Origin of the sequence: Hymenobacter sp. GOD-10R, from assembly GCF_035609205.1 — a bacterium.
Taxonomy (GTDB): Bacteria; Bacteroidota; Bacteroidia; order Cytophagales; family Hymenobacteraceae; genus Hymenobacter.
In genome coordinates this window covers 2,347,836-2,366,242 of sequence record NZ_CP141184.1, presented here as the reverse complement: position 1 = coordinate 2,366,242, position 18,407 = coordinate 2,347,836, and the positions used below count along the sequence as shown (strand labels likewise).

The following is an 18,407-nucleotide window of genomic DNA, read 5'->3' as shown; positions in this document are numbered from 1 at the left end:
TTTATAATTATCTACATCCGAAGCTATCTAGAAAGCCTTTTACCTCCTTCTTTTCAATCGCTCTCTACCTGCAACGCCTTTCTGCTGAACGTGCGGTACGTTGGGCGGTGTCCTTTTATATAACGCTACTTTTTGCTCTTGATTAAACCTGAGGCCCGCTCCTACGTCTAACTGCTACTTACTTTTCACTGCTCTACCCTCCCACTCCTGCTTGGAAGACCAGGACATCCTCGCTAAGTTCGCCGATCCCGCCTCTCGTAATCTGGCCTTCAATCAGTTGGTGCGCAAGTACCAGCAGAAAGTGTATTGGCATGTGCGAAAGATGGTCGTTGACCACGACGATGCCGACGACCTCACCCAGGATACGTTTGTGAAGGTGTGGAACCACCTCGGAAATTTCCGGCAGGATGCCTCCCTTTACACCTGGATTTACCGCATTGCCACCAATGAATGCCTGAACTTCTTGTCGTCGAAGCGGCGTAAGTTTTTTTTACCGCTCAACGACGTAGGGGAAGAGCTAGCGGCCAAAATGGAAGCCGACCCTAGCCTTGCCGGCGACGAAGTAGAGCTGAAGCTGCAAAAAGCCATTCTGCGCCTGCCCGACAAGCAGCGGCTGGTGTTCAACCTCAAATACTATGAGGATATGAAATACGAGGACATGGCCGAGGTAACGGGCACGTCGGTAGGAGCGCTCAAAGCCTCTTATCACCACGCGGTGAAAAAAATAGAGCAATACATTAACGAACCGTCTTAAACCTAGCCGCTTGTGCGGCCTCTAAGGAATATGAATACTCCCTTTCGTCTGGATGATCATCCGCGCCGGCCGCAGCCGCTGGCGCCGCCCCCGGATGGCTACTTCGATCGGCTGCCCACCGAAATCATGGCGCGAGTGCAGCCGGCCGAGCAAGAGTCAACTGCTTTTGGTTGGTTCCGGGCGCTTTCCATGCCACTGCGCACCGCTTTGGCGTCGGTAGCAGTGCTCGGAAGCTTTGCGGCTACCTTCTTGCTCAATCAGCCGGACACCTCGGTTACAGGTGCCCGCTTGGCCCACGTAAACCTAACCGCCGTGCCCCGTACTGAAATGGTGCAGTACCTGCTAGCCAGTGATGAGCGGGTCTCTATCAACGACCTTTCCGAGTTGCCCGTCGCCGACCAAAACCTGGTACAAGAGTACCTTCAAGCTTCGCCCGACGAAGTACAAGCTGCTATGGATGAACAGCCTAGCGAAATCAATTACCTCTAGCGTCAGTAGTTAATGACGTTTTTCTTACTCCTATGAATCACTTCCTTCGACTCCTTCGCTATACGCTGATCCTACCGCTGCTGTTGGTAGGCACAATCCAAGTACACGCGCAGACTACTGACCAACGCCAAGAGCGGATGAGCCGGATCGAAAACGCGAAAATTGCTTTCCTGACCGATAAACTGTCGCTCACCCAAGAGCAGGCACAACGTTTTTGGCCTATCTACAATGAATTTACGGACAAGCGGAAAGAGCTAGGTCAACGACAGCGGCAGCTTCGGAGTACCAACGTAGAATCGCTTAATGACCAGCAGATTCGGGACTTGATCAAGCAGAATGTCACGCTGCGGCAGAATGAAGTCAATCTGGAAAAAGAATACTACGATAAGTTCCAGAAAGTACTTTCGGTGCGGCAGACCGGGCAGCTATTAGTAGCGGAGCGTGAGTTTACTCGCGAAATTCTGCAAAAGCTAGGTGGTGGCCGCCGAGGTGGTCCACCCTCACCAGCGGGGGCTGCTAACTGATACAAACCACACACCCAACGCTAAAAGAGGCTGCTTCGGTAGCCTCTTTTTGTTTCATGGTTCAACCATTCTCATCACAGCTTCAATGCCTTACCTTACCCTAGCGGCTATCTTATGAGTACGCTGACAATTTTTTCAGACACGAGCACTAACCAGTTAATCCGCTGTCTTATTACCCAATTATTCTTCGGCATGCATACTTTTGCGGCTTACATTTGTTTGTAGAGCATTATGCTTACGCCGCGCCAACTCTTTCTTCGTCATCAAGCCCAAACGTCTGACTTCCCGCTCTTACTCGAGATTGAGCGTGCAGAGGGCGTGTATATGTACGCGCCTGATGGCCGTCGCTACCTCGATTTGATTTCGGGCATTGGTGTTAGCAACGTGGGCCACCGTCACCCGCGAGTAGTGCAAGCAATTAAAGACCAAGCCGATAAATACCTGCACCTGATGGTGTACGGTGAGTTGGTGCAAGCGCCCCCCGCCGAGCTAGCAGAGGCCTTACATCAAACCTTGCCCGCGCACCTCGATAATATATATTTCACGAACTCTGGTGCCGAGGCGGTAGAAGGCGCCCTGAAGCTGGCGAAGCGTCACACGGGCCGTACGGAGCTGATTTCCTGCCACCGAGCGTACCATGGCTCCACGCAAGGTGCTTTGTCGGTTACGGGTTCCGAGAGCTTCAAGCGGAGTTACCGTCCATTGCTACCCGATGTGCGCCATATCGAATTCAACGACTTCGCAGACCTAGCTTCGATTACGGAGCGTACGGCCGCCGTGATTATCGAGACCATACAAGGGGAAGCAGGCGTGCGGGTGCCCGTCAACGGTTATCTACAAGCGTTGCGCAAACGCTGCCTACTCACCGGCACCCTGCTGATTCTGGACGAGATTCAGTGTGGCTTTGGTCGTACGGGCACTTTTTGGGCCTTCGAGCAATTTGGTGTGTGGCCTGATGTTCTGGTGTGCGCCAAAGGAATGGGCGGCGGAATGCCCATCGGCGCGTTCATCTCCTCCCAGCAAATTATGGCTGGTTTCAAGACGAATCCAGTGCTAGGTCATTGCACTACCTTTGGCGGGCATCCGGTATCGTGCGCGGCTTCGCTGGCGACCCTACGCGTCATTCAGGAAGAGCAATTGCTGGCGGGTGTGCACGAAAAAGCCGCCCGGTTTCGGCGGCTTTTGCAACATCCAGCCATTAGGGCAGTGCGTGGGCACGGACTACTGATGGCGATTGAGTTTGATTCCTATGATGTGCTCAAGCCCATTATTGACCGAGCACTCGAGCATGAGGGTATTCTGACGGACTGGTTTCTGTTCTGCGACAATTCCTTGCGTCTAGCGCCGCCGCTTATTATCACCAACGAGGAAATTGATGAAGCTTGTGCGGCCCTATTGCGAGCCATAACGTATGTAACGGAACAGACAGCTGCGACTACCTAGCCCTTGCTATTCTGATCGTTGCACTCGAAGCGGAGAAAGTTTTGGGTATCTTCCTTGATCTGTTCGCGAGGCAGGCCGTCTTTCACTCCCATCGAAATCTTACGCACGAGCACTCCTACAATTGCCTTGCGAAAACCGAGGCGTTCGGCCATCACGATGCAGAAATCCATCTCATTTTCGTCCACGATACCATCTGCGAGCATCATGTCTACCAGATCAAATATTTGGTCGAAACGTTCTGAATCGTTATCGGGAATGAGCATTTTGACACTACCAGCATTGGCCACAATATTGCGAACCTCTGTGGGACGCATACCGTTTTTCTTGCCGACGGCCACGATGAAGCTCATTTCGCGTTCGTCAATATGTCCATCGGCTTTGGCTAGGGTTGCCAGGTTGATGAGGTGGCTCTTTACTTTCTTTGTCTGCTCATTTTCAAAAAAACCAAACATACAAACCGGTGCTTAAAAGGGGTGGAGTGTTAAAGAAGCTAACCTTGTAGAACAAAGCGCAAATTGGGTCGGAGGGCAGGTAAGTTAGCGCCTAGGTTGCTCAATTCCAACAGCATCGCATACGTATGCAGCAGAAAAAAAGCCGTTTGTTTTCATCATTTATGCTTGCATTGGATAATGCCTGTACTTTTTCGGAAGGGATTTCCCACCTTTGCCCTGTCCGCTTCGGGCATTTTCCGCTTATTACATTACCATGAAACGTATAGGAGTTTTTACCAGCGGGGGTGATTCGCCGGGCATGAATGCCTGTGTGCGAGCTGTCGTGCGTACGGCCGTGTATCACGGCATCGAGGTGTATGGTATCATGCGCGGCTATAGCGGCATGATCAAGGGCGAGTTCATCAAACTCGACTCAGCTTCGGTTGCCAACACCGTACAGCGTGGCGGCACGATTCTTAAATCGGCACGCAGTCAGAAGTTTATGACCAAGGAAGGACGCCAACAGGCGTTCGATCAATTGGTCAACCACGGCATTGAGGGCTTAGTCGCCATTGGCGGTAACGGCACATTCACCGGCGCCATGATCTTCGAACGGGAATTTGGTATCCCAACGGTCGGCGCCCCTGGCACCATCGACAATGACCTGTTCGGCACCGACTACACCATCGGCTACGACACGGCCGTGAACACGGCCTTGGAGGCCATCGACAAGATTCGGGATACTGCTGACTCTCACGACCGTTGCTTCTTTATCGAAGTAATGGGCCGTGACTCAGGTTATATCGCTATTCCGTGCGCCATTGGTGGCGGGGCCGAAATCGTGATGGTGCCGGAAACCCAGATGTCGGAAGAAGCTGTTATCGAAACGCTACGCAACAGCTGGCGTCGTTCCAAAACCTCGTTTATCGTAGTGGTAGCTGAGGGCGAAAAGGAAGGCAACGTAACCCACGTAGCCGCCCGGGTGAAGGAAGCTATTCCAGAGCTCGACGCCCGCGTAACTATCATCGGCCACGTGCAGCGCGGCGGCGCTCCCACCGCTTCCGACCGCTTGCTAGCTTCCCAGATCGGCATTGCAGCCGTGGAAGGGCTCATGAACGGTATGCGCAACGTGATGGCCGGCATCGTCGACCGCAAGCTCGTATACACTCCGTTCGAGGACACCATCTATAAAAAGAAGATGCTGAGCCAAAGCTTCATGCGCATGGTTGAGATTCTGAGTGTATAATTTTTCGGTTTTTGCTGACTTCTGCTCTGATAAGCGCACTCCCAAAGGGTTGCGCTTATTTTTTTATACTCTAAATCAATACTTTGCCACTACTATAAATCACTCTCATTCTATTACTACCTATGTTTAACTTCTACCGCACAATCAGTTTAGCCGCATTACTGAGCGCTGCCCTTCCCGCTCTTTCCCAGGACTTTTCTATTCCACTTGCCCGCGCCACTTGGCAGCTAGGCCTAGGTTCGGCAGGTATGGGCACCGGAGATTATATGTGTTTCAAAGCACATGTAGAGTACGCGCCGCTATTTGGTCGCTACCTAGGTACAGGCACGCGCTTGGCTTTTGTGGCGGGTAGTAGTGAGTCGATTAATACGATCTACAGTACTTCACTCAATAGCATAGGAGTTGGCATCAACATTCCTTTCGTAATGAGCTACGAGGCAGCCAACGTAGAGCAGGAAATCTACGTGTATCCTTTTGGCAACGATAAGCAGGTACTATTTGCCCTAGGTGGTGGCGGATACATTGGCTATTCCAATCGATATGGTGCCCCTGAAAATTATGGGGATTTCACAACGGGTACCCAAACAGTACGCCTCGACCACGAGCGTGGTTTGCACGTCGGCTACCTGTTCTCTCTTAACCTTGACGTAGCATTAGATCAGAACCGAAAGTGGTTAATTGGTGGCAAAGCTTCGTTCCAGAACGACACCTTTGGCAATTCCCTAGCAGCATTGCAGTTGAAGCTAGGTCGGCGGTTCTAAACCGAGGCATCTCGCTCCGCTAATAGCTTGGTGATCTGCGCTTCAGCCTCATCCGGATGCAGCCAGGTGTACGCTGGGTCACGTCGAAACCAAGTGAGCTGGCGTTTGGCGTAGTGCCGAGTGTTGCGCTTGAGCAAGCGCACGGTTTCGGGCCAGTCGTAGAGGCCGTCGAGGTAATCAAATATCTCTTTGTAACCAACCGTTTGCAGCGCATTGTGGTGGCGGTACGGCAGCAAGCCTTCTACTTCGGCCAGCAACCCGGCGGCGAGCATCTGATCTACCCGCTGGTCAATGCGCTGATACAGCTCTTCTCGCTCGCGGTTGAGTACCACTTTCAGGGTGCGAAATGGTCGGGCTGTCTCGCTTTTGCGGGTATGAAAGCTCGAAAAAGGCTGCCCTGTACTGCGGGTAACTTCCAGCGCCCGCACAACGCGCTGCGGATTCTGGCGGTCAATGCGGGCATATGTTACTGGGTCGAGGCGGGCTAGCTCTGCTACCAGCGTTTCCAGACCTAGGTCTTGTAGTTCGCGCTGAAGTGCGGCACGTACTTCGGGGTCAGTTATGGGCATCTCATCGAGCCCTTCGGTCACGGCTTGCAGGTACAAACCCGAGCCACCCGTCAGGATGACAAGCTGATGCCGTTGGAATAGCTCCGTCAAAACTTGCAATGCATCCTCTTCAAAGCGGCCAGCATTATAGTCTTCACTGATGCTATGCGAGTCAATGAAGTGATGCGGCACGCCTTGCATTTCTTCAGAGGTGGGCTTAGCGGTGCCAATACTTAACTCCCGAAAAAACTGCCGCGAGTCAGCCGACACAATTTCAGTTTGGTAGTGTTGCGCTAACTGCACGCACAAAGCAGTTTTGCCCACGGCAGTCGGGCCAGCTACCACCAGCAACGTTGGCTCAGCAGGACGCAGTAAGGCACTCATATAGATACGGGTTGTGGTTTCTTAAGCGACGCATAGAGCGCTAATAAGTGTTGCTCTTCACGTTGCCAGTTCAATTCAAGACGCGCACGGCGGCAGTTAGTAGCCAGCTGATGATAGCGGCTAGGCTCGTCGCGCAGCAATCGGTTGAGTGCTCCTGCAATAGCGCCGGAAGTTAGCTCTACTACTTCAGCCACTTCGTACTGGTCATTCAGCTGCCGATACTCCGGAAAGTCGACTACTATTTGTGGTATTCCAGCATGCAAATAGTCGAAGAACTTGTTCGCCAAGGAATAGTAGTAGCTCAACCCTTGGGGCTCCAATAGCATCACTCCTACTGCCGCTTGGCGTGTTATCTCCCGCAATTGCTCGGGCCGCACAAAGCCTTTAAATTCTACTTTCCCGCTAGCTAATAACCCTAGGTGCGCAGCCCGCTCTCGTAGCGCTACCGACAAGTCGCCTTCTCCGCAGAGTACTAATCTTCCTGCTACCTGCGGCATGGCATCCAGTAGCGCTTCCAGCCCCCGCCCGACGTTCAACACACCTTGATAAAGAATGTAGCCACCAGCGGGCGCCGCCATGGGTGCGGGTGGCAACTTCGATTCGGCAAGCCAGCTGATGTTACGAATCACTTCAAATGGTCGGCCGTACCGTTGCTCAAACAGCCTTGCTAGTGCTGGTCCTACGGTGTAGGCGAGAGTAGCGCGCGGCACCACTATCTGCTCTACTAAACGCCACAGGCGCCGAACAATGGGACGCGCCACCACCTCTGGCATTTCCGTGAATAACTCATGGGCATCATACACAAAAGGTTGCCCACCTAGCATAGCGCGCAGCCACACAGGAAGCGCTGTGTCGAGGTCGATGGCGCACCAAACAGCTGCTTGCTGGCGCAGTAAAAAGAAGAAAAGCCGCAGGTTAAATTCCAAATAAAACAACTTCCCTTTCGTGCGCCAACAGCGCAAACGATGCTGTCGGTATGGTTGCGGAGCTAGGGGTAAAGAAGTGGGCAATACTCTTCCAACTAATAGTACCTCGTAGCCATGACTGGCCAAGCTACTACAGATACGCTGCATTCGTTGATCATAATTCAAATCAGTCGTAACTGTAAATAGTACTAAACTCATAAAGAATATTCTTGCTCCATTTTTTCGTGTAGTCTATCACAGACAAAAGAACTTATCTGGGATATTTTCGACAAATTTAGGGGTAAAATCGAGGCGCCTGTTTACCTTGAACAAGGGGTCGTTGCCGTCCTTATCAATGCCTATTCGCTCCATCCCCTCTCCTACTGCTCCTGCCACTCAGCCTGGGCTTACTTCGCCGGACGCGTTTTATCGTACGCTGTTTGAAGAGGCCTATGATGGTCTGCTGCTCTACGATGAGCACGGCGTATTGCTTGACTGCAATCAAACAATTCTGCGCTTCTTAGGCACAACGCGTGCGATGCTCTTGGCCTCTGGCTTGATGGCCTACGCAGCCACTGCCACCGAAGAGAAGCTAGACCAGTGGTTTTCAGCTACCGTGCTACACGAAGCCGTTATTCGCACGGCACGAACAGGGCAGTCGTTTTCTAAAGGCTGGCATGGTTGGCGGGGTAAGTCTGCGCTCGATGGCTGGGCGACCCTGCACCGCGTCGTATTACCGGGCGGTTTGGTGCGCGTACAACTCACATTGCGCGAAACAGTACCTGCGCCGCAAGCCCCAGAACCAAGTAAGGCCCTCGTAGCAGACCAAAGCCGTCATCAGCTCCGTGACCTGCTAACTCATACCAGCTTGAGCTATCTGATGCTCAACCGCGAAGGTATTATTCAGGATGTAAACGATTATTTTCTAGACTTCACAGAATACACGCGTGCAGAAGTAGTTGGCCGCAACTACTACGATCTATTCAGCCCTCCCGTAGAACGAGAGCTTCGTCGGAACAGCTACCTAGGTCTCATTCAGGAAGGACAGCTACAAGAGTATTACGAACGGGCACTGCTTACGAAGTCTGGCCAGACGCGTATGGTGTACTGGCACCCCGAGTTCACGTACGACGAGACGCACACTATCTCCGGAATTTTTATAGTTGGGCGTGATCTTACCGATGGGCATGTCACGGCTCGCGCTTTGTCAGATAACCGTCACCGGCTGCAGGACTTCTTTGACAATGCGCACGATCTGATTCAAAATCTTAGCATTGACAACCGCTTCTTGTTTGTGAACAAGGCGTGGAAGGAAAAGCTAGGGTATGACGACGACGATTTGCCCCACCTCACCCTCGGCGACGTAGTACATCCTTACTACAAAGCCAAGCTGCTTTATCAGCTACGTAACCTCTACAAGGGCGAGAAAGTCAATAAGCTTGAGACCGTTTTCCTAACGAAATCGGGTAAGCCGGTGCACTTGATCGGTAGTATTTCCTGCTCTTGGCAAGATGCAGAACCCGTGTCTACGCGCGCAATCCTGCACGACATCACGGACCGAATCAAGGCAGAGCGGCTACAGAAGGTATATTACAGCATTGCCAACCTAGCCATTAGCTCCAAAGACTTGCACTCTTTGTACGGCGCCATTCACCGGGAGCTGAGCAAGATTATTGAAACCAATAACTTCTATATCGCGCTTTGCGATGAAGAACGTACGCAGCTCCAGTTTGCATACTTTGTAGATCAGAACTCACAAGGCGACCAAAATAACAGGTCGCGGCCGTTCTCATCGGGTATTTCTGAATACATCATTCGCACGGGCCGCCCGCAGTTTCTCCTCAAAGCGGAATTGCAAGAACTCATTGCCAACGGGACCATTACGGCCTACGGTCTGATGCCGGAAGTAATGCTCTGTTCACCACTAAGCATTGGCGAGCGGATTATTGGAGTAATTACCGTACAAGATTACCACAAGGCCGACGCCTACGCAGCGGGTGACATCGAGATTCTGCACTTCATATCCAACCAAGTTGCGCTAGCCATCGAGCGGAAGCGCAATGAAGTGCAGATCAATAAGCAGAACGCCCGCTTAAACGCTATTTTCGAGAGCGGCTCTCACTTGATGTGGTCTGTAGATACACATTCTCGTCTGACGTCCTTCAACCGCAACTATTCCGCTTACTTCTTGCGGCGCAACGGCGTTTATCCCGCCCTCAATATCAACCTCTGGCAGGCTGATTTGGCGATGATAGCTGAGGAAACACGGGAGTTATTTGCCCAGAATTACCGCAAAGCATTCGAAGGCCGTCCGCAACGCTTCGAAGTGCGCCTAAACGACGTAAAAGGGCAGGACACTTGGCACGAAATCTACCTGAACCCCATCTACTTAGACGATGGTTCTTTCGAAGAAATTTCAGGGATTGCACACGACATTACGGAGCAGAAACGCTCCCAGCTGGAGCTAGCTGCACAGGAAGAGAAGTTCCGCGCCATCTTCGAATCGTTCCAGGACGTGTACTATCGCACCGATGACCAGGGTATTCTTACGCTCGTCAGCCCGTCGGTACAGGATATGCTGGGGTACACCCCCGAGGAAGTCACGGGCACGCTCATTGCCGATTACTACGTGAACCCACAGGAGCGTGATGGTATTGTAAACAGCCTTCAAAGCCAAGGGGCAGCCCGCAACTTTGAGCTAGCCATGCGCCACAAGGACGGGCACTCGGTAAGTGTGCTAGTGAATGCGCGGCAGGTGAGCGGCGGTGGCTCCGAAGGAATTGGCCGTGACATCACGGAGTTCAAGCAAATGCAGGACGACCTGCGAGCCGCCAAAGACGAGGCAGAAGCAGCCCTAGAAGCCAAAACGCAATTCTTGGCTAACATGAGCCACGAGTTGCGCACGCCCATGAACGGCATCATCGGCATGATTGATCTGCTGCATCAGACGGTAGCGTCAGAGGAGCAAGAAGAATATGTTGACACACTCCGGAAGTCGTCGGAGGCCTTGCTAGCTATTCTCAACGACATTCTGGATCTATCCAAAATTCAGGCAGGCAAGCTGCAAGTCAGTGAGTCGGGTATTGACCTATACTATACACTCGACAAAATTCACTCGCTATTTGCCAACCGGGCGAGCCAAAAGAATCTTGATTTTACATACCATATCACGCCACAAACGCCACGCTTCATTATTACCGATGAAACCCGTTTGCTGCAGATTTTGTCGAATCTTACTTCTAACGCCATAAAATTCACGGCGCAAGGATCAGTGAGCGTACAGATATCATCGGTTGCCATCGACGGAGATGAGCATACGCTTCGCTTTGCCGTGCAAGATTCTGGCATCGGCATCTCAGAAGAGAATGAGAAGCTTCTCTTCAAAAACTTTACCCAGCTAGATACGACTCCGACTAAAGCATTTGGGGGTACGGGCCTAGGTTTGGCGATTAGCAAGCAGCTTTCGGAGTTACTCGGGGGCGAAATTGGCGTGTTCTCGCATGAAGGCGAGGGCAGCACGTTTTGGTTTACTATCCGCTGCCGCATAGCTCCCAACGAAGCGCAGATTGTGCAAGAGCGTGTAGCTTCTCGGGAGCGTACTCCCGAAGTGGTGCGCTTCGAGACGGAACTGCGTGTGCTGCTCGTCGATGATAACCCTATCAACCAGAAAGTAGCGGTGCGGTTGCTCGATAAGCTAGGTTGCCAGAGCGACGTTGCAAACGATGGTTTTGAGGCAATTAGCCGGGCAACTGACCCTAAAGTGCATTACGATGTAATTTTTATGGACATCCAGATGCCCGAAATGGACGGCGTTACAGCGATGCAGGAGATCAGGCAACGTCTGGGGAACCAATGCCCGCCCATAGTAGCCATGACGGCATACTCGATGAAAGAGGATGCCGAACGCTTTGTGCAGCAAGGCATGGATGACTATGTGTCGAAGCCAGTAAAAACGCATGACCTGTACCAAGTATTACGGCGGTGGACTTCACCTAACGTAGCGTTACCTATTGAAACCGCCCCCTCCGACGCTACACAAATAGCGACAGAGGTGGTTGAACCGGATGCGATACCCACAGCCGATTTGATTGATCTTGACGTGGTAGAGCAGCTTCGCCAACTTGGTGGCCCCGAATTTGCGGCACAGCTTTATAATGACTTCGAAATAGAAGCTGGACAGCTACTCAAAGAAGCAACTGAGCTAGTTACTTCCGGTGATTACAATCAGATTTTACCTCATTTACACCAATTGAAAGGTACTGGCTTTACCCTCGGCATCAATCCGGTAGCCGAACAGGCTAAAAGCTTGGAACATGACCTAAAAAAAGGACAAAACGATAATGTTGAGCGGGATTTTCAACTCTTGCTGCGTTACTTTGCACAGTTCGTTGCTGCTTATCCTTCGCTAATTAACGCTGCCTAACTCAACAACGTAACACTTTATTCATCCACCATACCCGGCATTTCTAATTTCATTTCCATGGCCGATTCTAAAACAATCCTAATTGCGGAGGATAGCTCCGTTATTTTGAACCTAACTAAAAAGATCCTAGAACTGCAGCGTTATCGCATTGTGTCGGCCAAGAACGGCGGTGAGGTTATTAAGCAAGTAGAAGCACAACCGATCGACTGTGTTCTGATGGATATCAATATTCCCGTGAAGGATGGTATGGAGTGCACTCGCGAGATCCGTCGTCATTCAGATCCGCGTATTGCCCAATTACCGATTATTGCCATCACCGGTAACGCCAACAACTACTCGATGGAGCAGTTTAAAGAGGCTGGCGTTACAGATTATTTGCCTAAGCCCCTCGACTTCGACGCATTAGTACGCGTGGTGAAGCAGTACGTGGGATAACCCGTTGAATTGCTAAATAAGTAAATGGTTGACCATCCTAACATGTAATTAGGGTAGTCAACCATTTGCTCATATAATCGTTTAGCTATTCAATAGATGGAAATCACTTTTCTCGGCACTGGCACTTCTCAGGGCGTCCCGGTCATTGGGTGCACATGCGCCGTGTGCCGCTCCATAGACTACCGCGACAAACGTCTGCGGGTCTCAGTCCACTTGCAGGTACAAGGCAAAAGCCTCATTATTGATTCTGGCCCTGACTTTCGCCAGCAGGTGCTACGCGAACGGATTGACCATTTAGATGCGCTGCTGTTCACGCACGAGCACAAGGATCACACGGCTGGCCTTGATGACATCCGGGCTTACAATTTTCGGCAACGGCAAGATATGCCTGTGTATGCTGAGCCGCGGGTACTGGCGCAATTGAAGCAAGAATTTGCTTACATTTTTGCCGATAAAAAATACCCAGGCGTACCACAAGTGCAGCTTATGCCGCTTGAGAGTGACAAAGCTAGCTTCTTGGTTCAGGGCGTAGAGGTGCAGCCTATTCGAGCTCTCCACTATAAGCTGCCGGTACTCGGCTTTCGTATTGGCGGTTTTACTTACGTAACAGATGCTAATTATCTGGCACCGGAAGCGTTAGAGCAAATGCGTGGTTCCGAGGTTATTGTGTTAAACGCCTTGCGGAATGAACCACACATCTCCCATTTTTCGCTCCCTGAAGCTGTAGCTATTCTGGAGGACCTAGCTCCGCAACGAGCATACCTTACACACATTAGCCACATGCTAGGTCGCCACCGCGAAGTGGAAGCGACCCTGCCTGATTTTGTTCGTCTGGCCTACGATGGTTTGCGCGTACAGCTGTAAAGCTATACGTGACACTTATGCTCTACTTATTTTTCAAAGCGTCAAATACATCAGCTCTAACAAACGTACGCTTGTAAAAGCTAAGAGAATGCACCAGCTTGTAGCCAGCTTTGAGAAGCTTATTAGTAGTCTGGTTGATACGGTTTATCGTAGCTAGTACTTTACCCTCCCGATGGTGAAATTCATCAAACTCCACCAAGATGACTCTGATATCTAGCTGGTCACGAAGTAGGTCTTCGATTACTACGTATTCAGAGCCCTCTATTTCTATTTTTAATAGATCTATATGCTGGTGATTTAAGCTTTGCATGATGTTCACCAACTTATCTACTGGAGCTTCAATGTAATCTTCGGTTTTTTGAAGATTTGTAATTGAGTGTCCAGGATAATTTTCTTTAGATGGAGAGTAAAACTTAACTATTTTCTTTTCATTCCAAACACCAGTTGCGAGGAATTGGATAGTATCAAACTGCGAACGTTTTACTGTATAAATGTATTTACCATCTCCCCCACTCGCGCTGAATTTTTCACCTCGCTCTGTTTTTTCAATTAATGTGTTAAAATGATCCAAAGCATAAGGCATCGGATCGAAAATAAATACCTGGGCGTTGAACATAGTAGCCAACTCAACATCCAAGGAAATATCAACACCTGCTCCTACACAATAGCAAATGGAACAGGCGTTTAGATAATTATCAGGAACGTAATACCCTTGGAAGTTGGACCCTAGGTAAACCAATTTCTCTAATGGTACTACGTTCTCCTGGGCTTTGAGGGCAACAAACTTCTTTGCCAGATTCTTTAATGCTTGCATGAAAATCAGTGTGTGTTTATAGGTTAGAAGTAAAATGCGAGGAGGTTAATAACTGATTAATAAGATAAAATAAAAAATATATTTATTTTAATATTTAATTAAACACACTTGTGTATTGCATACTAAAATAGCTTGCTCATACCTTATAATGACTTGCGTGTAGATCTCTTTCTGAAAGAGCAACCATACTCTATTTATAGTAAGATAAATTTGCTGCTTTGTCAGTATTTTATTCTATAACTATTAATAAGTTATTTAGCTGTTAGCTCAAGATTCTACTAAAATATATTCCTACTAAGAACTACAATCTTTAAAACATGACTTGTAGTAGCAGCTATGTACAATAATCTGTCCTAATTTGGTGCTACTCACCCTACTTTTTACGAAACGTCTGCGAGGTTGTACTAACCAAGCTATGGCATCATCTCATGCATAATAACTATTACTTCTTACGCCAGTTGGCACCGGCTCTCACGCAGAAGCTAGCTGGCTATAGCATAGTCACCTGCTTTTCACAAGAGAAGGATGAGTTAGTAATCGGGTTGGAAAATGGTTCGCAGGAATTCTGGCTACGTGCGCAGCTTTCGGCTAGTTTTCCAGTGCTGGCACTACCGGAAACATTTAATAGAGCCCGTACCAACTCAGTTGATTTGCTGCCCGGCTTATTAGGGCGCACGGTAGCTAGCTTCGGTGTTTTTCCAAATGACCGGGTACTTACTCTTACCCTCACCGACGGCGCTACGCTCTTAATTAAACTTTACGGGCCACGTCCCAATGCTGTCTTCCGACCGGCACCTGACGCCCCAGCCGAGCTATTCCACCAACGCTATGCGGCCGACGCAGACCTAGCGCCTACTTCTGTTGCTCTCCCAGCAGTAGCAGACCCGCTCAAGCAATATCCTAGCTTAGGCGACTTGCCCCCACGCTTTCTACGTGCTCAAGGCTATGACCAAGTTTCTCAGACCCAGAAGGAGGAAATGGTACAGGCTGTTGTAGCTGAGTTGGAGAACCCAGCTCATTTCTACCTAATCATGTTGGATGGCCGTACGCGGCTCAGTTTGCTGCCTATAGGCGAGATAGAACAGACTTTGGCGCCGGAGCCGATTGCAGCCCTCCAGTTGTTTGTGCCCACGTACCTAGGTCGGCGTGCTTACGAGACTGAGCTACGCCAGGTACGTCAACTCCTGGAGCGGCGAGCCGAAGAAGCCACTGTGAGTGCTGGCCAGGCGCGCACGCGCTTGCACGCGCTGGAGCACACGGCTGGTTACCGCCAAACTGCCGATCTAATTATGGCCAATTTGACCCAGATTCCGGTAGGTGCGACGCAGGTAGAGGTGTATGACTTTTACCAAGACCAGCCACGCGTACTGAAGCTTAAAGCGACTGAAACGCCACAGCGCACCGCGCAGAACTTATACCGGAAAGCAAAAAACCAGAAAATTGAAGTTCAGGAGCTACAAGAGCGTGTGGAGCGGCGCGAGGCCGAGGCCTTTTGGTGCCTGGAGCGACTGGAGGATCTAACTACTATAACCGACCTACGAGCCCTACGCGCTTGGCGCAAAACGCACAACCTTCAACCCGAAACGAAAGCTCCTACGGTCACTGAGTTACCGTTTAAGGTATTTGAAGACAATGGCTTTACAATAATGGTGGGCCGCAACGCGCAAAACAATGATTTGCTCACCCAGCGTTACGCCCACAAAGACGACCTCTGGCTGCACGCGAAAGATGTAACTGGTTCACACGTTGTAGTGCGGCACAAAGCCGGGCAGGTGGTACCGGAACCTGTGATAGAGCGCGCAGCGCAACTAGCAGCCTGGTACTCGCGGCGCAAAAACGACTCATTGTGCCCAGTCACGGTGACGCCTAAGAAATTTGTGCGCAAACCCAAGGGGGCGGCGCCAGGCGCCGTAATTGTAGAGCGAGAGAAAGTAGTACTGGTAGTACCCGCTAACCCTTTTGAGCGCATAAGTTAGCTTGGCGTATAGCGTTGGAAAGCAAAAAGCCCAACCAATAATGGTTGGGCTTTTTTGTGCGCGCGGGGAGATTCGAACTCCCACACCCGGAGGGCACCACCCCCTCAAGATGGCGTGTCTACCAGTTTCACCACGTGCGCAGTTGACTTTAAGTCTGGTATTCAACAGAAGCTTTTGAGCTTCTCGCTTCGCTGAGGTGGCGAAGTGGGGACAAAAGTAGTTACTGCGGTATCGTGGTGCAAGTATCCAAGCTAGTTTTTTCTACTTCTTTCCCTTGGCCTAGCTACTACGACGGAGGTTCGTGCTTATGACTCAGCCACTAAGCTTCATCAGAAATTTATTCATCAAAGGGCATTTTCGTGTTTCTCTCCTCCCCTATCTCCCTAGTCACGCCCTTTTATGCTCACCAAGCCCTCCTCCGCGTCTTCGTCCTTTTTTGCCAGCTTCGCTGAAAGTATTACTAAGTTTTCCGGCTCTACGATAGCCTTCAGTAGCGCATTGGCGCTTGTTGTTATCTGGGCTGCTGTAGGACCTATTTTTCACTACTCGGAAACTTGGCAGCTTGTCATTAATACCGGCACGACCATCATCACCTTCCTGATGGTCTTTTTGATCCAGCGGGCGCAAAACAAAGATTCTCTTGTACTGCACCTGAAGCTCAACGAACTCATCGCAGCTACTAAGGGCGCAAGTAACCGCCTGATTAATGCCCAGGACTTTACCGAAAGCGAAATCAACCTCATTCACCAATACTATTGCTTGTTGGCAGAAAAGGCAAAGCTCGACAATGACCTAGGTCAGACGCACTCAGTAGAGGAAGCGGAAGAGAATCATGCCGAGAAGTTGAGTGCTCATCGTGATTAAGCACGGCAATTATTCAACAAAAAGCCCTGCTTCTGGCTAGAAGCAGGGCTTTTTGTTTTTATCAAGCTACTAAAGCTTTCTACTCGGCTTGCGCTAGGGGCGAATCAACTACGTGCTCCGATACAAACCACACTTGCAGTTCATTCGTGCGCATTACATTGCTCACGATCAAGTCGTTGGTGCCATCGTCGCCGCTATCAGCAGCTCTTTTGGCGAACTCGTGGCAGTTTTTCAGAATGATCTGGTGTGCTTCCAACAAGCGCGAAACTTGGATTGGAGCTTCTTCCCGGTCGCGTGGAGGACGAGGAATGCTGGTGGTTTCGGCAATATCGGCAGCCATGGCTACTGCGATGCCTCCCAAGATTTGAATACGCTCCGCAATCTGGTCGATTAGGGCATCTTGCTCTTCGTAGTGCTTGTCGTAGAGCAAGTGTAGTTGGTAAAACGTAGGGCCTACTACCTGCCAATGGTGTTTTTTGTACATGTCGCGCAGCGAGCAAGTGTCCGCTAGCAGCAGGTTCAACATGTCTACACTCTCTTGGCGCACATTCTCGTCGAGGCCGATGGGGAGGCGCTGCGATACGGTGCCGAAGCGCTGCAAGGGAGCAGGAGCTAACTTTTGTTGATTGAGGATAGGCTGAACGCTAACAGCAGGGTTGCTTTGCTCAGCTTGATCGTTTGATGCTTTAGGGGTTGCTTTCTTCGCAGGTGCTTTGGTTGCGGTTGCCATGATGCAGATATTATAGACGGATGAGGAGCTTGCCCGAATTAAACGGTTCGTGCAAGGATACCTCCTTTACGCATATGCTATCCTCAGGTTGAGCCTGCTTGGTATATTTTATGGGCAAAGTGAGGTTACCTTCCGCACTTATTTGGAATTCAAGAAAGCTGTTGCTTTGGTTTATACGACTTGTTTAGCTCGTGTAAGCTTGTAACTGCTAGCCAGAAGGCTGCACCTAAGTAATTAGCGTTCTAGCTCTCTCCTACCCCTCACGTTTACCGCTAACACACCATGGCTTTCCCATTCGCCGGCGATGACAAATCGACTATCGCTAATTTGCTAAAAACCCTGCCTCAGGTGGGCCACTTAGAGTGGATAGGCATTCGGCCGGTACGTCGTGCGCCGCTGGTCGCCATGCGGGAAGCAACCGTTGAGACAGACCGTCACATTCAGGGTGACCACGCGACGCCCAAGCCGGGTGGCAAGCGGCAAGTAACCCTCATTCAGCACGAGGACTTAGCTGCGGTAGCAAGCTACCTAGGTCTGTCGGAGCCGATTGCCCCTGACCGCCTGCGCCGCAACCTAGCGATACGCGGCTTGAACTTACTGTCATTGAAGAATCGCAAAATACAGATCGGTAAAGAGGTACAGCTAGAAATTACTGGCGAATGTCATCCCTGCTCGCGCATGGAAGAGGAGCTAGGCCCTGGTGGCTACAATGCCATGCGGGGCCACGGGGGGCTTACGGCTCGCATCCTGCATGGTGGCGTAATCAAGGTGGGCGACATAGTGCGGGTGTTAGACTAACCTTCTTTTAAACGGACA

The 18,407-nt window shown here is 50.7% G+C and carries 17 protein-coding genes and 1 tRNA gene; 12 read left to right on the top strand and 6 right to left on the bottom strand.

The window, feature by feature from the left end:
- Positions 1-211: 211 nt before the first annotated feature.
- The 4 genes from SD425_RS09585 to SD425_RS09570 all read left to right on the top strand — a co-directional run bounded on the left by SD425_RS09585 (position 212) and on the right by SD425_RS09570 (position 3,210).
- Positions 212-754 (top strand): RNA polymerase sigma factor, encoded by a 543-nt coding sequence (locus SD425_RS09585; RefSeq protein ID WP_324677859.1) that lies wholly within the window; start codon positions 212-214, stop codon positions 752-754.
- 30 nt (positions 755-784) lie between these two features.
- Positions 785-1,243 carry a hypothetical protein gene (locus SD425_RS09580; protein WP_324677857.1) on the top strand — a complete coding sequence of 153 codons (459 nt, stop codon included), beginning with the start codon at positions 785-787 and terminating at the stop codon, positions 1,241-1,243.
- A 32-nt stretch (positions 1,244-1,275) separates the two neighbouring features.
- Positions 1,276-1,767, top strand: coding sequence for a Spy/CpxP family protein refolding chaperone (locus tag SD425_RS09575; protein WP_324677855.1), 492 nt, complete (start codon positions 1,276-1,278; stop codon positions 1,765-1,767).
- 231 nt (positions 1,768-1,998) lie between these two features.
- Positions 1,999-3,210 carry an aspartate aminotransferase family protein gene (locus SD425_RS09570; RefSeq protein WP_324677853.1) on the top strand — a complete coding sequence of 404 codons (1,212 nt, stop codon included), beginning with the start codon at positions 1,999-2,001 and terminating at the stop codon, positions 3,208-3,210.
- Here the strand turns inward: SD425_RS09570 and SD425_RS09565 are convergent.
- Entirely contained in the window at positions 3,207-3,662 is a 456-nt protein-coding gene (locus tag SD425_RS09565) for a TerB family tellurite resistance protein (protein WP_324677851.1), read from the bottom strand. The genes SD425_RS09570 and SD425_RS09565 overlap by 4 nt on opposite strands.
- Before the next feature lie 253 nt (positions 3,663-3,915).
- Here SD425_RS09565 and pfkA point away from each other — a divergent pair, with 253 nt between their 5' ends.
- Both pfkA and SD425_RS09555 read left to right on the top strand, forming a co-directional pair.
- Entirely contained in the window at positions 3,916-4,887 is a 972-nt protein-coding gene (gene pfkA, locus SD425_RS09560) for a 6-phosphofructokinase (RefSeq protein WP_324677849.1), read from the top strand.
- A gap of 122 nt (positions 4,888-5,009) precedes the next feature.
- Positions 5,010-5,648 (top strand): hypothetical protein, encoded by a 639-nt coding sequence (locus SD425_RS09555; RefSeq protein ID WP_324677847.1) that lies wholly within the window; start codon positions 5,010-5,012, stop codon positions 5,646-5,648.
- On the opposite strand, the gene miaA is transcribed toward SD425_RS09555, so the two are convergent.
- Positions 5,645-6,580 carry a tRNA (adenosine(37)-N6)-dimethylallyltransferase MiaA gene (gene miaA, locus SD425_RS09550; RefSeq protein WP_324677845.1) on the bottom strand — a complete coding sequence of 312 codons (936 nt, stop codon included), beginning with the start codon at positions 6,578-6,580 and terminating at the stop codon, positions 5,645-5,647. The two genes, SD425_RS09555 and miaA, sit on opposite strands and share 4 nt — an antisense overlap.
- Positions 6,577-7,653, bottom strand: coding sequence for a glycosyltransferase (locus SD425_RS09545; protein ID WP_324679517.1), 1,077 nt, complete (start codon positions 7,651-7,653; stop codon positions 6,577-6,579). Before SD425_RS09545 ends, miaA begins: the two co-directional genes overlap by 4 nt.
- Before the next feature lie 187 nt (positions 7,654-7,840).
- On the opposite strand from SD425_RS09545, the gene SD425_RS09540 reads away from it, so the two are divergent.
- The 3 genes from SD425_RS09540 to SD425_RS09530 all read left to right on the top strand — a co-directional run bounded on the left by SD425_RS09540 (position 7,841) and on the right by SD425_RS09530 (position 13,207).
- On the top strand, positions 7,841-11,908 hold the full coding sequence (locus tag SD425_RS09540; RefSeq protein ID WP_324677843.1) for a PAS domain S-box protein: 4,068 nt from the start codon (positions 7,841-7,843) through the stop codon (positions 11,906-11,908).
- A gap of 57 nt (positions 11,909-11,965) precedes the next feature.
- Complete coding sequence (locus SD425_RS09535) at positions 11,966-12,343, top strand: response regulator (RefSeq protein ID WP_324677841.1); 378 nt, start codon at positions 11,966-11,968, stop codon at positions 12,341-12,343.
- A gap of 96 nt (positions 12,344-12,439) precedes the next feature.
- Complete coding sequence (locus tag SD425_RS09530) at positions 12,440-13,207, top strand: MBL fold metallo-hydrolase (protein ID WP_324677839.1); 768 nt, start codon at positions 12,440-12,442, stop codon at positions 13,205-13,207.
- Positions 13,208-13,229: 22 nt separating this feature from the next.
- Here SD425_RS09530 and SD425_RS09525 read toward each other — a convergent pair whose 3' ends face one another.
- Complete coding sequence (locus tag SD425_RS09525) at positions 13,230-14,021, bottom strand: FkbM family methyltransferase (RefSeq protein ID WP_324677837.1); 792 nt, start codon at positions 14,019-14,021, stop codon at positions 13,230-13,232.
- Between the two features lie 428 nt (positions 14,022-14,449).
- Here SD425_RS09525 and SD425_RS09520 point away from each other — a divergent pair, with 428 nt between their 5' ends.
- The gene (locus tag SD425_RS09520) at positions 14,450-15,997 is read left to right on the top strand and encodes an NFACT RNA binding domain-containing protein (protein WP_324677835.1); all 1,548 of its coding nucleotides are present in this window, start codon (positions 14,450-14,452) and stop codon (positions 15,995-15,997) included.
- 57 nt (positions 15,998-16,054) lie between these two features.
- On the opposite strand, the gene SD425_RS09515 is transcribed toward SD425_RS09520, so the two are convergent.
- Positions 16,055-16,137 (bottom strand) — tRNA-Leu (locus SD425_RS09515).
- 259 nt (positions 16,138-16,396) lie between these two features.
- On the opposite strand from SD425_RS09515, the gene SD425_RS09510 reads away from it, so the two are divergent.
- Complete coding sequence (locus tag SD425_RS09510; protein WP_324677833.1) at positions 16,397-16,861, top strand: low affinity iron permease family protein; 465 nt, start codon at positions 16,397-16,399, stop codon at positions 16,859-16,861.
- A 79-nt stretch (positions 16,862-16,940) separates the two neighbouring features.
- Here SD425_RS09510 and SD425_RS09505 read toward each other — a convergent pair whose 3' ends face one another.
- Complete coding sequence (locus tag SD425_RS09505; protein WP_324677831.1) at positions 16,941-17,591, bottom strand: DNA starvation/stationary phase protection protein; 651 nt, start codon at positions 17,589-17,591, stop codon at positions 16,941-16,943.
- A gap of 282 nt (positions 17,592-17,873) precedes the next feature.
- On the opposite strand from SD425_RS09505, the gene SD425_RS09500 reads away from it, so the two are divergent.
- A complete protein-coding gene (locus tag SD425_RS09500; protein ID WP_324677829.1) occupies positions 17,874-18,389 on the top strand; it encodes an MOSC domain-containing protein in 516 nt (171 codons plus the stop codon).
- Positions 18,390-18,407: the final 18 nt, after the last annotated feature.